Raw genomic sequence first — 15,524 nt, 5'->3', positions numbered from 1 at the left:
TCACATCAGGGAATAGCCGCCGTCGACAATGACGGTCTGGCCCGTGATCCAGCTCGCCCTCGGACTGGCCAGGAACGCGACAACGTCCGCAACCTCTTCCGGTTTGCCTACCCGGCCGAAGGGCGTGCGCTGTTCGACTTCCTTCTTCATATCCTCGTAATTGGGAAAGCCCCTCAGGGCCGAGGTATCGATGAACCCGCCGGAGACGCAATTGACCGTAATCTTGCGGGGCGCAAACTCAATGGCCGCGTACCGAACGATGTTCTCGAGGGCCGCTTTCGAAACGCCGATGGCGGAATAGCCGGGAATGTACCTGATGGAACCGAGAGACGAAAGTGTCACGATCCGCGAGTGGTCAGGCATAATGCCCGCGCCCAGCTGGATACAATGCAGGAAGGCCCGGGCGTTGGTGTGCATAGAGAGATCCCACGCCTTGTCGTCGATATCCAGAAGCGAGGTGTACAGGCCGAGGGCGGCGTTGGAGATCATGATGTCCAGTTTGCCGAATCGCTCCTTGATGCTTTCGAATATGCCCGGGATCTGGTCGTGATTGCCCATGTTCGCACGATGCGTGTAGCACTGAACCCCGTGCCCTTTTATTTTTTCCTCGGCGTCTCGGGCCGCCTGGCGGCTGCGGAAATAGTTCAGAACGAGGTTGGCCCCCTGCCGAGCCAGCCTCTCAGCTACCGCCAGGCCTATCCCGCGCGTCCCCCCGGATACGAATGCAACTTTTCCCTTTAACTCCATTGGGTGTCTCCCGTTACACCAAGCGGTGTGTGTCTATCCGTCAGATTTCGTAGCCGCCAGCCTGGCTTTCGACATCTTCGGCCAGATCTTCCAGCGCCACCGGCGTGAAAGTGGTCTTGAAGGTGTTCGCGTACTTCTGAACCAGCAGCGAGCCGAACGCTTGCAGGTCTGTCGGCCTGCCGGTGATCGCCTGTACCGAGGTCATGACATCGGGATCCAGGCCACACGGCCGGATTCCCGCAAAGTCGGCCGAGGACGTATTCAGGTTCACGGCCGCCCCGTGGTACGATATCCACCGTTTGACGGCCAGCCCGACCGAAGCGATTTTCCTGTCGCCAACCCAGACGCCGGTATGCTCGCTGTCTTTCCTCGCGGCGACCTCGTAATCGGCCAGCGCCGCAATGACGCCGTCCTGAACGTCCCCCATGAACCGGTGCAAATCGCGGTGCCGGCGGTCCAGGTTGAAGATGAAATAGACTACCAGTTGACCCGGCCCGTGGTACGTAACGTCGCCGCCCCGTTCCACAAAGACGGGTTGGCACTGCGCCTCGCTGAAGTTCCGGGCGTGGCCGTCTCTGCCCACCGTGATTACCGGGGGATGCTCGACGGTGATGATGGTATCCCGGGCCAAGCCCTGCCCGCGCATCCTGACCAGCCCGCGCTGCCAGTCGAGAACGCGCCGGTAGTCGACACGGCCGAGTTGCAGGTGCCATCCATAGAGACAGCTATTCTCCCGAGAACTCATCAGCGAAGGTTCAACAACAGCCTGCTGGTGTCGGCCAGGTATCCGTGAACGCGATGCAGGAACTGTACGGCCGTGTGGCCGTCTATCAGCCTGTGATCGAAGGACAGACCGAAGGTGGAAATATCCCGGACTTCAATCTGGTCCTCGATTACCCAGGGCCGTTTCATGATTGCGTGCACTCCGAGAATGGCCACCTGAGGCTGGTTGATTAACGGGGTGGACGCGCTGGCTCCGAACATGCCCGCATTGGTGATGGTGAAAGTGCCGTCGGCCACGTCATCCGGCAACAGCTGGTTGTTGCGCGCCCTGGTACCGATGTCGGCAAGCTCCACCGCCAGCTCTGTTATCGTCTTGCGGTCGGCGTCCCGTATCACGGGCACGATCAGACCCTCCTCGCGGGCCACCGCCACGCCGATATGGTAGTAGTTTTTCAGGACGATCTCTTTCTCGGTCAGAGACGCGTTCATCTTCGGGAATTCCTTCAGGGCTACGGTGACCGCCTTGATAATGAACGGCATGAACGTGAGGTTGGCCCCGTAAGTGGCCATGAACGATTCCTTGGCCCCGCGGCGGAACCTAGCCAGTTCGGTCATATCGATGTCCTCGAAGGTAGTGACATGGGCGGAGATATCCCTCGAGCGGGTCATATGATCGGCGATCATCTTGCGGACGCCGACCAGGGGCTGGCGGGTTTCACGAAGGTTGGCCGGAAGCGGCTCGAACACCGGGATTTCTACCCTGACTTTCGGCTCCGGCGGCACGGCCGGTCGGGCTTCCGGAGGAGCCGGGCCAACAGGCGGAGCCGCAGGCGGAACCGGGCCGGCAACAAAGCCGGCCGCCGCCGAACGAACATCGACGGCTCGCAGCACGTCCGCCACGGTCACCTGTCCCTTCTTACCGGTGGGCGCAATGGTAGCCGGGTCCAGACCGTATTCCCGTATCATCATCCTGACCTTGGGAGACATTTTGCCCTGGCCGACGGGGGCGGTAGTCTTGATTTCAGGCGGAGCGGGGGCAGGCACCGCCGCCGGCGCGGCCGGCTCTGCCGCGACTTCTTCGGCCGCGGGCGGGGCAGCTTCGACGGCGTCACCGTCAAGGCCGTCATCGATAGTGGCGATACGGGTGCCGACCGGCACCACGTCGCCGTCCCTGGCAAAGACGCCCGTAAGGACGCCCGCGCTCTCGGCCGGGATTTCGACGTTGACCTTGTCAGTCATGAGTTCGACCAGCGACTGGTTGAGTTCAACCCGGTCACCCACCTTCACCTTCCATTCAAGGACGGTGCCCTCGAGGACGGATTCTCCCATCTGTGGGACCAGTACGTCAACTACCATCTCGCTATCCCCTGCTTGGTTTTTGATTCGGCTTGCCTGATATCTGGTCGGAATATATGTCCACGTTGCCGATTCAGTCAAACACAATAAGGAGCAGGTGAAACACCCTGTCTGGTCAGGATATTTCCAGCATCTTCTCGAGGGCGAGACGCGCTTCGCCCCGATCGGGCTCCGGCACCGTAACCGGCTTCAAGTCAGCGTAATTCTCCAGAGTGTAAGCCAGGTCGTTCAGCGTGGTGCGGTACATGTTGGCGCAAACCGGGCAGATATTCCCGGACAGCTCAAAGATGGTTTTGTCCGGGTGATCGTGAGCCATCCGGTTGATAAGATTGATCTCGGTCCCGATGGCGATGGCGGCTCCCGGCGGCGCTTTCCTGCAGTAATCGACAATGAAGCTCGTCGAACCGGCGGCGTCGGCCAGCGCCACCACGTCCGGCGTGCACTCAGGATGCACCACGATCCGGACATCAGGGTGCTTCGCCCGGACCTCCCGGACATGCTCCACCGTGAAATTAGTGTGCACGTGGCAGTGGCCTTTCCAGAGAATGACCCTGGCCCGGTCAAGCTCGTCATCGCTCAGCCCGCCCCGCTCACGCGAGAAATCCCAGATCACCATCTGCTCAGGCGTGAGCCCGTGTTTAAGGCCGGTGTTATAGCCGAGATTCTCGTCCGGGAAGAAAAACACCTTGTCACGTTTTTCAAAGGCCCAGCGGAGCGCCGCTGAGGCGTTGGACGACGTGCATATCAGTCCCCCGTACCGCCCCGTGAAGGCCTTCAGCCCGGCGGCCGTGTTCATATACGAGATCGGCATGATTTTCTGCTCGGCTCCGAACGGTTTGAGATACTCCCAGGCTTCGAGCACATCCGTCATTTCCGCCATGTCAGCCATCGGGCACCCGGCCAGCGGGTTGGGCAGGTAGACGAGCTGGCGTTCACCGGTGAGAATGTCGGCCGACTCGGCCATGAAGTGGACGCCGCAGAAAACGATAATCTCGGCGTCGGCCTTCTGCGCCGCAACCTTTGACAGCCCGTAGCTGTCACCTACGTGGTCGCCGAACCTGACCACCTCCAGGCGCTGGTAGTGATGCGCAAGGATGCAGAGCCGGCGGTCAAGTTTCTTCCGGACCGCCGTGATCCGGTCCTGGAGTTCTCCGGTCGTGGCTTCCCGGTATTCCTGGGGCAGGGTAAAGTACATGGCTCCTTATTCCTTGTCGGTTCGGGGTGACGACCCGTCCGGCTCTTCGGACCGGCGGCCTGCCCGCGCCCACTTGCGCCTGGCGATCTCGTGTTTCTCCGTCGAGTGGCCGGGACTCACCTTGGCCTTTGGATCAATATAACTCTTGGCGTTGTTCACCGCGACCGCAACCTCGCCGCAGCCGGTAGATATGAGCTTCAGTTTCCCGTCATACGTTACGATGTCACCGGCGGCGTAGATGCCTTCTATATTCGTACGCATTCGGCTGTCAACGAGTATGGCGTTACCCTCCAGCTCAAGGCCCCAGCCGGCGATCGGCCCCAGGTTGGTCAGGAAGCCGATGTTGAAAATGATGGCGTCAACCGGCAACGTTCTCTCCTCGCCGGTGCGTGATTGCAGTATCGTCACCTCCCGCACCCAGTCATCACCGGCGATCCTCTTGACCTCCCAGAACGGGTAGAGAAGATCGACGGAGGATTCCCGCACCTTGCGCACGGAATCCTCATGGGCGGAGAAGAAGTCATTCCGGTGGATGTGGGTAATCGATCGGGCGACCGGCTCGAGCATCATCGAGTAGTCAAACGCTGAATCGCCGCCGCCCACGACAAGGACGTTCTTGTCCCCGAAGTCGTTGATACGGCGTACGAAGTAGAACACGCCGGCGCCCTCGAGTTCGCGCACGTTGGGCACGTCCAGCCGCTTGGGAATGTACGCCCCGAGACCGGCACAGACGATGACCGTTTTCGACAGGTGAACCCCTTTGGTCGTGCTCAGCCGAATAACGCCGTCGTCCTGACGTTTCAGATCGACGACTTTTTCGCCGAGGCAGAGAGTGTGCGGATACTGCGTGGCCTGTTCCTTGAGCAGCCGGGTGAGCTCCTTGGCCATGACCTTGGGAAACCCGGCCACGTCGTAGACGTACTTCTCCGGGTAGAGCGCCATGAGGCCGCCGCCGACCTCCCCCAGCATATCGATGACCTTGAACCTCATCATGCGCAGGCCGGCGTAATACATTCCGTACAGGGCGACCGGTCCGGCGCCCACGAACGTAACGTCGTAAAGCTCGTTGTCGGCGTTGAGATCTGTCATGCCTTTGCCCGATCAACAACCGTTCTGTCGGTTAGTGCCTGCCGACGGGACGTTTTTTCTCCTGCGGCCGAGGGCCCGGCCGATGTCAGCGGGCCTCGCTGCGCTCAGCCTGAAGCTCGGCCAGGACCTTGAACAGCTCGGCGTTATCAGGGATCTCCAAGACGGGGACACGCTGGATATGACGGATGATTCCCCGCTTATCGATGACAAAGACCACCCGGCCGGCGTATCCTTTGTCCGTGAGCACACCATACAGCCTCGCCACGCGGCCGTGCGGGTAGAAATCGGACATAAGGGGAAAAGAGATTCCTCCCAGAGACCTGGCCCAGGCGACGTGCGACGGAATGGAATCGATCGAAACGGCCAGCAACTGGCAGTCGTACTTCTCGAACTCGTCGAAAACATCCTGGTAACCCGGAATCTGCGTGGCGCAGACGGGCGTCCAGTCAGCCGGGTAGAAAGCGAGCACGACAATCCTGCGCCCACGATACCAGGACAGATTCAACTCCCCCTCGTTGTGCGTGGGCAGGGTGAAATCCGGCGCCGGATCCCCCACGTTCAGCCTTATCGATTCCGTAGTACCATCTGACGTCATCGGTATGCCCGCCTGCCTGGATTTGGCGCAGAGAAGATCCCCGGGGCCGCCGCTCAGGAGACGACAGGAGCTTAGTCTTCGAGCGGTGCTCCTTCCTCGTACCCGAACCAACTGTAATTGCCGCCGAGGGCGTCTTTCTCGGCCTGCAGCAACTGGAAGTGGCTGTGCTCCTCCTCGGCCAGTTCATCGAATACGGCCTTGAACGAAGGGTCGTCGATCAGATCCCTTTCCTGCTGGTAGTACTTTGTGGCCGCCAGTTCGGCTTCGATGGCCAGCGATATGTACTCCATCTCCGTCCTGCTTTCGTGCAGCTGTCCTTTACTGAAAATCTCGGACAGAACGCTGATCCCCTCGTCGGGAAGCCTGCCGACGTCGCCGCCGACGTGTTTTTCGAACAGGCCGTGAAGCGTTTGCCGGTGCCTGAACTCGTCATCCCGCAGGCCTTCCAGCTTTCGCTTGGCATCGGCGTTGGCGGCCTTCTCGGCCAGGAGTTTGTAGAAACGGTGTCCGTCGACTTCTCCTTTGATGGCCCGCCTCAGGACCTCCGCAACGTGCTGTTTTGCCTCACTCATGATTCCCCGCCACCGGTCAATCTGTTATGTTATAAGTGTTGTTGCTCGGTTATGGCCGGCCGACCGCGCCGCCGCGGTAGACCGCTGGCTCAGGTCTTGTTCTGCGCCTTCTCGATCCTGGCCCACGCGTCGCGCAACGGCACTGTCCGATTGAACACCAGTGCCTGCTCAGACGAATCGACCAAATCGACGCAGAAATACCCCTGCCTCAGAAACTGAAAACGGCTTCCGGGAGCCGCGCCGGCCAGACTCGACTCCACGAGGCACGAATCAAACACCTCCAGCGAGTGCGGATTCAGACTGGCCATGAAGTCCTCATCCTCGACCGGATTCTCCTTCAGGAAGAGCCGGTCGTACAGCCGCACCTCCGCCTTGATCGCGTGTGGTGCCGAAACCCAGTGCAGTGTTGCCTTCACCCGTCGCCCGTCCTGTGCCTCGCCACTCCTGGTTGCGGGATCGTACGTGCAATGCAGCCGGATGACCTCCCCGGTCCGCTCGTCTTTGACAACCTTGACGCACTTGATGAAATACGCGTGCTTCAGGCGGACTTCGCTACCGGGAGCCAGACGGAAATACTTCTTGGGGGGATCCTCACGGAAGTCATCGCGCTCGATGTACAGTTCGCGCGAGAAGGTTATCTTCCGCGTCCCCGCGCCGGGATCTTCCGGGTTGTTGACGGCTTCCAGCGTCTCCTCCTCGCCCTCGGGGTAGTTGTCGATCACGACGTGGAGCGGCCGCAGCACGGCCATCACCCGTGGCGCCCGCCGATTGAGATCCTCACGAAGACAGTGTTCGAGGAGAGCAAGGTCGACCGTACTTTCTCTTTTGGCCATGCCGATGCGATCGCAGAAGGTGCGAATCGACTCCGGAGTGTATCCACGGCGACGCAGTCCGGACAGGGTGGGCATACGGGGGTCATCCCAGCCCGGAACGTGTCCCTTCTCGACAAGCTGCCGCAGCATGCGCTTGCTCATGACGGTGTAGCTGAGGTTCAGGCGCGCGAACTCTATTTGCTGCGGATGGTGGATATTCAGCTCCTCCAGGAACCAGTCGTACAGCGGGCGATGATCTTCAAACGACAGATCACACAGGGAGTGGGTGATTTCCTCTATGGCATCCGACTGCCCATGGGCCCAGTCGTACATTGGATAGATACACCATTTATCGCCGGTGCGGTGATGACGGGCATGAAGCACGCGGTACATGACGGGGTCGCGCAAATTCAGGTTGGGCGCGGCCATATCGATCCTGGCGCGCAACACGCGAGAGCCGTTCTCGAACTCCCCGGCCCGCATGCGTTCAAAAAGGTCCAGGTTCTCCTCGACCGGGCGGTCGCGGTACGGGCTCTCCGTGCCCGGGCGGGTCAGGGTACCGCGATACTCCCTGATCTGATCGGGACTCAGGTCGTCGACGTAGGCCTTGCCCTCCTTGATCAACCGTACCGCATAATCGTAAAGCTGATCGAAGTAGTCCGAAGCGTGGTACAGGCGGTCTCCCCAGTCAAAGCCAAGCCAGCGGATATCCTTCATGATGGATTCCGCGTACATGGCTTCCTCTTTGATCGGATTGGTATCGTCAAAGCGCAGGTTACACAATCCGCCTTCGTATTCGGCGGCGACGCCGAAATTGAGGCAAATTGACTTGGCGTGCCCGATGTGCAGGTAGCCGTTCGGTTCGGGAGGAAACCTCGTGTGTACGCGTCCGTCGTTCTTGCCGGCCGTTACGTCCCGGGTTATGATTTCACGAATGAAATCAGCCGGCCCGGCGGCAGAGGGCGCCCCCGTCGACAGTTTTTTCTTTGCGTCTTTCACGTCGCGGTCAGCGGATCTTCTCGACGATCCCGTTGCTGTTTGTATCGATTTCCGTCCCACTCACGGTTGGTTCACCCGGGGCCCGGTCCCAAGGCCACAGAGAGACAATACGCGGGAGCCTCGGGGATAGCAAGAGCTTTCCAGACGGGTCGCCGCTGAGACCGACGACCCATTTACTGCCCGTACTTCCGCCTGATATAGGCGGCCCCCTTCCTAAGTCTCTCCAGGACCACCGGGCGGCCGAGGGAGGCGAGCATCTCAAACAGACCCGGCCCGGCGGGCGTGCCGGAGACTGCAAGTCGAACGGCATGAATCAGCCTGGCCCGCTTGATCCCCTTTTCCTCGGCTGTCGCCCCGACCGCCTGTTCGGTCGACTCAACTGTAAACTCCGGCAGAGCTTCGAGACAGTCCGCCAGATCAGACAGCAGACGGCCCGCCTCGGCGGAAAAGTGCTTTTCTTCGGCGGCAGCATCGTACCGGTAGTCAAAGCTGAAGAAATAGCCGCCCAGGACGGCGAAATCGGTCAGGCGGCGAACCCGCGGCTTGAACAACCGGACCACCTCCCGGAGGTAATCCCACCGCGTCTCCAGCCAGTACCTGGTCGTCACTCCGGCCTCAACCAGCAGCGGCGCGACGAGGGTCGCGAGTTCGTGCTCGGTCATACGCTGCATGTACTCGAAGTTGAACGCGAGCAGCTTTTCTTCGTCAAAAACGGCGTTGGACCGGTTGGCATTGTTCTCGTCGAAAATTTCGATCAGTTCCGACCGCGTGTAGATTTCGCGATCGGTCTTGGGGGACCAGCCGAGCAGACTTAAATAGTTGAACAGCGGTTCGGGAAGGACCCCTTCCCGGCGATATTCACTAACGTCCTTGTCGCCCAGCCGCTTTGAGACTTTTCTTTTATCGGGGCGGAGAATCAGCGGGACATGGCCGAAGGCCGGCACCTCCCAGCCCAGCGCCCGGTAGATATGAATCTGTTTGAAGGTGTTTGTGATGTGATCGTTACCGCGTACCACGTGGGTTATACCCATGTCGTGGTCGTCGATCACGACGGCCAGGTTGTACGTTGCCGACCCGTCGGAACGAGCGATTATGAAATCCTCGATTTCCGTGTTTTCGCGCGAAAGCTCGCCCGAAATCATGTCAGTGTACGCAGTCTGACCGTCAGGGATTCTTATACGGATGGCGCAGGGCCTGCCGGCGTCGGCCAGTGCCTTTTTCACCTCATCGGCAGGCAGCCTCAGGCAGCGACGATCATACTGGGTCGGTCGCTTGTCGGCACGCGCCTGCTGCCGCATCTCGGCCAGAAGCTCGGGAGAACAGAAGCACGGATACGCATGGCCGCTCTCAAGCAACCGGCGGGCGAACTGACGGTAGTGATCGAGCCTTGCGGACTGGTAGACAATCTCCTCGTCCCAGGAAATGCCGAGCCACTGCAGGGCTGACAGAATGGGATCGATAAGCTCCGCCCTGGACCGTTCAGGATCGGTGTCTTCGATGCGCACCAGAAACCGGCCGCCGTAGTGCCGGGCGAACAGGTAATTGAAAATGGCCATGCGGGCCGTACCGACGTGCAGGTACCCGGTCGGGGAGGGCGCGATGCGGACTCTTACACTTGCGTGTGACATCGATCAGATCCGGACGTCGGTCAGTGACTGTCTGTCCCGGGAGGATTGTCCCCCGGTTCGCGGGTCCTCGGGTAATCGCCGGAGGGGGGCGGCGGTGTATAGGGCGGCGGCACGTATGGACCGGCTGCCGGGCCCGGAGCCATGGGTGGCCGGGGGACCGACCGAACACCGACCATCTCGGTCACTGCCGCTAGGTCAAACTCGTAGCCTCCCAGCAACCGGGCAACGGCGTTGTAAATCAGCGCCACGACCGCGCAGAAAAGGGTCAGGAAGACAGCCCCGCCCAGGGCACAGAAAATCGGGAAGAGAAGGAAAAGGAAAGCCAGAGAGATTTCGGCCGGATCGAATTCCAGACCGGACGCAAACGGCAGACTCGGCGCGATAGCCAGAATCATGCTCATGATGAAGGCATTCACCAGGCCATAGAGGAACCCGAGCACCAGGTTCAAGAAAAACGAGACCTTGACCAGCGGCCAGATCCCGATGGTTTTCAGTTCGTAGCGCATACCACCCTCACCTCCATGCACGCCGGTTCCCTCTCCTGCGACGGAAACGATCGACATGCATTAGTTTGACGGAAGATAGAGCCGGTGCCAGGAAATCTCAAGCGAATATTAGGCCGGTTCGTACCTGCAGATAAAGCGCGCGTCAACCGCCTTGCAGTTCTTTCGATCGGGTGAGACAATGAACGGGTTGATGTCTATTTCCGAAAAGCAGTCAAAATCCCGGACCAGTTGGGACAGGCGGAGCAGCGTCTCCTGGATGACCTCGAGATCAACGGGCGGCGCCCCGCGAAAGCCGGTCAGGAGCGGGTACGAGCGAAGTGACTTGATCATCTCCCGCGCCCCTACGTCGGTCAGCGGGCTGATGCGGAAAGCCACGTCCTTCATGACCTCAACGTAGATCCCCCCGAGACCGAACATGAGCAGCGGCCCGAACGAGGGATCGGACATCATACCGATGACAGTCTCCACGCCGCCGGTGAGCATCTGCTGAACGGCGACGGAGAACTTCTCATCTTTCTTCAGCTTGCCGATACGCCGCTGAAGCTCCTGGTAGGCCTCACGAACTTCCTTATCAGACCGCAGGTCAACCATTACCCCGCCCACCTCGGTCTTGTGAAGGACCGGGGGCGAGGCAATCTTCATCACCACCGGATACCCGGTTTTCTTCGCTGCCTGGACGGCTTCCCGGGCGCTGAAGGCGTAATTGTACCCGGCGGCGGGAATGCCGTAGGCGGACAGGATTCTGATGGCATCGTCGCCGGCAATAACACCGTCACGCCCCTGGACGGTCCGTTCGACAATGCGCCGGACGCGATCGGTATCGACTTTGTACGTCTTCGTCTTGCCCCGGGGCCGGCTCAGCCACTGACGATACCCGTAGATGGTGGCCAGCGCCTCGGCCGCCGCCTCGGGGAATATATACACGGGGATTCCCTGCGATTTGAGGTAATTCATGCCGACCGGTTCCTCGCCGGCGCCCATGAAGCAGGCGAGCACCGTCTTGTCCGTGTCGGCGAGAGCCGCGTGAATGTTTCTGGCCACGTCAAGCTGATCTACGGTCACGGGCGGGACGAAAATCGGTATGATGGTATCGTAGCGCCTGTCCAGCTTTATCAAGTCAAGCGTTTTCTTGAACTCAGGGCCCCTGGCGTCACCGACCATATCCATGGGATTTGAAAACGACGCCGCCGTGGAACTGAATGTTTTCAGCTTCCTGACGGTCGTCGGCGCCAGAGGGGGCATTTGCATTCCGTTGTTGATCAGTGCATCGGTCGCCAGTATACCGGGGCCGCCGGCGTTGGTGACCACGACCACCCGGTTGCTCTTCGGGATCGGCTGCGAAGACAGCGCGGCGGCCACGTCAAACAACTGCTCCATGGTGTTAACGCGCATGATTCCGGTCTGCTCGAAGAGGGCGTCAACCGTGACGTCCATCCCGGCCAGGGCGCCTGTATGCGAGGACGCCGCCTTGGCGCCGAGCTTGGTCCGACCCGATTTCACCGCCACAATCGGCTTAAGCCGCGAGACCTCGGTGGCGATGCGCGTGAAATTCCGGGGGTTACCGAAGTTCTCGAGGTACATCACGATAACGTCGGTCCGGGGATCATCCTTGAGGTACTCAAGAATATCGTTTGAAGAGATGTCGGCCTTGTTGCCGATCGAGGCCACAACCGAAAACCCGATACCCAACTCCTTGGCCTGGCTCATAATCGCCTCGCCCATGGCCCCTGATTGGGTGATAAAACCGACGTTGCCCTCCTTGGGGAAGGTCTTGCCGAACGTAGCGTTGAGGCTGATATCCGGATCCGTATTGACAACGCCGAAACAGTTCGGCCCGATCATGCGCATGCCGTATTGCTGCGCAATGCCAAGGACCTCGAGTTCGCGCGCTTTGCCTTCCGGGCCGACCTCCGAAAAGCCCGCGGAGAGCACCACCAACCCACGCACGCCCTTCTCCCCGCACTGCTGCACGACCTCCGCCACCACCTCTTTCGGCACAATGACGATAGCAAGATCAACGGAGTCAGGTACGTCAAGAACAGTTGAATACGACTTCACCGAGTGGATAACAGTTGCCCCGGGATTGACGGGAAAGACCTTGCCGGTAAACTCAGCCCTGAAGATATTGTGAAACGTTTCACGACCTATGGCACCTTTACGGCTTGTAGCCCCGATGACCGCAACCGAACCAGGCCGAAAGATATAGTCTAACTGTTGCTTCATAAGATCACTTATAACAATCGGTTACGATGGTCGGACACCGGGCGCCCGCCAACTGCAAGAGCTTCGAACCAATCCATCTCACTCTCGCTGAGTGATCCTGCTCACCAAAAGAACATATAAATCCAGGCTTCAGAAAGTCAAGCAATTATCTGCCGGAACGTCGTGTACCGGCCTTAATGAAAAGGCCACCACGTCGACCGAGATGACCTTCTTGATACAGATACCCGCTTGTGCCTAACGCTTGCGGGACGACTTACTGCGTGTCTTCCCGGGCGAAGTCTTTTCTGCCGCAGCGCTAGCCGCACGCACCGCGGCTTGTGCTGCTGCGAGACGGGCGATTGGTACCCTGTACGGAGAGCAGGAGACATAGTCGAGTCCCACCTCGTGGCAGAATTCGATCGAGTCAGGATCGCCGCCGTGCTCGCCGCAGATACCCACCTTGAGATCCGGGCGGGCCGCGCGACCTTTCTGGGTGCCCATCACAATCAACTGACCCACACCGGCCCGGTCAATGGACACGAAAGGATCCTGAGGCAGGATTTTCTTGTCCAGGTAGTGCCGCAGGAATTTGCCCGCGTCATCACGAGAAAATCCCATGGCCATTTGCGTCAGGTCGTTGGTGCCGAAACTAAAGAATTCGGCTTCGCTGGCGATCTCGTCGGCCGTCAAAGCGGCCCGTGGAATCTCGATCATGGTACCCACGGAATACTGCAACCCTTTCGCCCGCGTCTTGGTGATCACTTCGTTAGCTACGCGCACCGCCAACTCCCTCTGGTTCCTGAACTCGTTGACGTGCCCGACCAGGGGAATCATGATCTCCAGAATGACTTTCTTCTTGTGCTTGTGAAGGTCGACGGCCGCTTCTACGATGGCTCGGACCTGCATCTCGGTGATCTCCGGATAGACAATACCCAGCCGGCATCCGCGGTGGCCGAGCATGGGATTGATTTCCTTCAGCTCGTCGATGCGCTTTATCGTCTTCTGAAGCGCCTCCAGGTCCTCCTCGTACCCGTCGCTCTTGCGATCGAGGGCTTCAATCTTGGCTTCGATCTCCTCCTTGGTCGGCAGGAACTCATGCAACGGCGGGTCAAGGGTGCGGATAGTCACCGGCAGGCCCTGCATCACGTCAAACAGGCCCTTGAAGTCCTTTTTCTGCATGGGCAGCAGCTTGTCAAGAGCCGCTTGCCGTTCCTCGGGCGTATCAGCCAGAATCATCTGCTGCACGATCGGAATCCGGTCGTCGGCAAAGAACATGTGCTCCGTCCGGCACAGCCCGATACCCTCCGCTCCGAACTCGAGAGCCTGCCGGGCGTCACGTGGAATATCGGCGTTGGCGCGCACTTTGAGGCGACGGACTTCATCCGCCCAACTCATCAGCTCGGAGAATTCGCCGGAGAGTTTGGGCTCGACGGTCGAGACCTCGCCGATGATCACCTCGCCGGTGGAGCCGTTCAGCGTGATTATCTCCCCTTCCTTTATCGTCAGTCTGCCGACCTGGAACTGTTTCTTGGCGGCGCTCACCCTGATCGCCTCCGCCCCGCTCACGCAGGACTTGCCCATCCCGCGCGCCACGACCGCGGCGTGCGACGTCATTCCTCCCCGGGACGTCAGAATTCCCGCCGAGGCGTACATGCCTTCGATATCATCCGGGTTGGTCTCCTCGCGCACCAGGATGACGGACGCCTTGGCTCCGTGCTTGACGGCATCTTCGGCCGTGAAATAGACCTTTCCGGAAGCGGCGCCGGGTGACGCTCCCAGCCCGGTGGTAATGACGTTAAAGTCGGCATCCGGGTCGAGCGTCGGGTGCAGCACTTGATCGACGGACAGCGGATCGATCCGCATGAGAGCCTCTTCTTTTGAGATCAATCCTTCCTTGACCATGTCGACCGCAATCTTGATGGCTGCCTGTACTGTGCGCTTGCCCGCCCGGGTTTGCAGCATGTACAGCTTACCCTTCTCGATCGTGAACTCAAAGTCCTGAACGTCGCGGTAATGTTTCTCCAGCTTGGCGGTAATGCCACGGAGCTGTTTGTATATCGCCGGCATATCATTATTAAGATCGTAGATGGGCTGAGGAGTCCGCACTCCGGCCACGATGTCCTCACCCTGGGCGTTGAGCAGATACTCACCGTAGAACTCGTTATCGCCGGTCGCAGGATTACGCGTAAAGCCGACCCCGGTGCCGGAATCGTTGCCCATGTTGCCGAACACCATCGCCTGCACGTTTACTGCCGTCCCCAGATCGCCGGGGATATCGTTAAGCCGCCGATAGCTGATGGCGCGGGGGGTGTTCCAGCTGCGGAACACGGCGTCCCGGGCCATGCGCAGTTGCATCCAGGGATCCTCGGGGAACGGTTCGCCGGACTTCCGCCGAACGATCTGCTTGAATCGCCGGACGATATCTTTCAGGTCATTGACCTGCAGGGAACTGTCCTGCTTGATGCGCCGGTCCTTCTTCTTCTTGGTAATGACGTCCTCGAAGATATTCCTGTCGATACCCAGTACGACGTTGCCGAACATCTGGATAAAGCGACGGTAATTGTCGAGCGCAAAACGTTCGTCACCGGTTTTGATCGCCAGCCCCTTCAGGGTCTGCTCGTTAAGGCCCAGATTGAGGATCGTATCCATCATGCCCGGCATGGAGAACCTGGCCCCTGAACGGACCGAGACCAGAAGCGGGTTATCCGGATCTCCGAATTTCCGTCCGGCCGCCTGCTCCACCCTGTCCACGAACGACTCAAGCTGTTGGTCAATGCTTTTGGGAACGCGCATGCCTTTCTCGTAATAGATATGGCAAACGCCGGTGGTTAAGGTGAACCCGGCCGGCACAGGCACTCCCGCGTTGGTCATCTCCGCGAGGTTGGCTCCTTTACCGCCGAGCAGGTCGCGCATATCGGCCGACCCTTCCGCCTTGCCCCCTCCGAAGAAGTAGTAGTACTTGCCGGAGAATTCCGCCTGACCGGCGCCGGCTGCAGCCTTCTTGGTGGACGGCTTCCTGCTTGGAGATTTCGAAACGGCCTTTTTGGCTCGGGGTGCTTTCTTCTGCGCCATATTATCCCCCAAGGATTAGCTCAGTGGA

At 59.8% G+C, this 15,524-nt stretch carries 12 protein-coding genes; all 12 read right to left on the bottom strand.

What is annotated here, in order from left to right; genetic code table 11:
* The 12 genes from VMY05_08545 to ppdK all read right to left on the bottom strand — a co-directional run bounded on the left by VMY05_08545 (position 1) and on the right by ppdK (position 15,496).
* Positions 1-747: an SDR family oxidoreductase gene (locus tag VMY05_08545; GenBank protein HUV31119.1), complete on the bottom strand. Its 747-nt coding sequence runs from the start codon at positions 745-747 to the stop codon at positions 1-3.
* Between the two features lie 40 nt (positions 748-787).
* Entirely contained in the window at positions 788-1,492 is a 705-nt protein-coding gene (gene lipB / locus VMY05_08540) for a lipoyl(octanoyl) transferase LipB (protein HUV31118.1), read from the bottom strand.
* Positions 1,492-2,826, bottom strand: coding sequence for a dihydrolipoamide acetyltransferase family protein (locus tag VMY05_08535; protein HUV31117.1), 1,335 nt, complete (start codon positions 2,824-2,826; stop codon positions 1,492-1,494). Before VMY05_08535 ends, lipB begins: the two co-directional genes overlap by 1 nt.
* Before the next feature lie 115 nt (positions 2,827-2,941).
* Positions 2,942-4,021 (bottom strand): quinolinate synthase NadA, encoded by a 1,080-nt coding sequence (gene nadA, locus VMY05_08530; protein HUV31116.1) that lies wholly within the window; start codon positions 4,019-4,021, stop codon positions 2,942-2,944.
* Between the two features lie 6 nt (positions 4,022-4,027).
* Entirely contained in the window at positions 4,028-5,110 is a 1,083-nt protein-coding gene (locus VMY05_08525) for an NAD(P)/FAD-dependent oxidoreductase (protein ID HUV31115.1), read from the bottom strand.
* An 85-nt stretch (positions 5,111-5,195) separates the two neighbouring features.
* Positions 5,196-5,705: a redoxin domain-containing protein gene (locus VMY05_08520; GenBank protein HUV31114.1), complete on the bottom strand. Its 510-nt coding sequence runs from the start codon at positions 5,703-5,705 to the stop codon at positions 5,196-5,198.
* A gap of 71 nt (positions 5,706-5,776) precedes the next feature.
* Positions 5,777-6,277 (bottom strand): ferritin family protein, encoded by a 501-nt coding sequence (locus tag VMY05_08515; GenBank protein HUV31113.1) that lies wholly within the window; start codon positions 6,275-6,277, stop codon positions 5,777-5,779.
* Between the two features lie 89 nt (positions 6,278-6,366).
* The gene (locus VMY05_08510; GenBank protein HUV31112.1) at positions 6,367-8,088 is read right to left on the bottom strand and encodes a glutamine--tRNA ligase/YqeY domain fusion protein; all 1,722 of its coding nucleotides are present in this window, start codon (positions 8,086-8,088) and stop codon (positions 6,367-6,369) included.
* Positions 8,089-8,261: 173 nt separating this feature from the next.
* Entirely contained in the window at positions 8,262-9,716 is a 1,455-nt protein-coding gene (gltX, locus tag VMY05_08505; protein ID HUV31111.1) for a glutamate--tRNA ligase, read from the bottom strand.
* Between the two features lie 20 nt (positions 9,717-9,736).
* Positions 9,737-10,222 (bottom strand): DUF3566 domain-containing protein, encoded by a 486-nt coding sequence (locus tag VMY05_08500; GenBank protein ID HUV31110.1) that lies wholly within the window; start codon positions 10,220-10,222, stop codon positions 9,737-9,739.
* 108 nt (positions 10,223-10,330) lie between these two features.
* On the bottom strand, positions 10,331-12,445 hold the full coding sequence (locus tag VMY05_08495; GenBank protein HUV31109.1) for an acetate--CoA ligase family protein: 2,115 nt from the start codon (positions 12,443-12,445) through the stop codon (positions 10,331-10,333).
* A gap of 234 nt (positions 12,446-12,679) precedes the next feature.
* Entirely contained in the window at positions 12,680-15,496 is a 2,817-nt protein-coding gene (gene ppdK, locus VMY05_08490) for a pyruvate, phosphate dikinase (protein HUV31108.1), read from the bottom strand.
* Positions 15,497-15,524 lie beyond the last annotated feature (28 nt).

The organism is Acidobacteriota bacterium (assembly GCA_035529075.1).
Taxonomy (GTDB): Bacteria; Zixibacteria; MSB-5A5; order GN15; family FEB-12; genus DATKXK01.
This window is presented reverse-complemented; position numbering and strand designations above follow the sequence as displayed.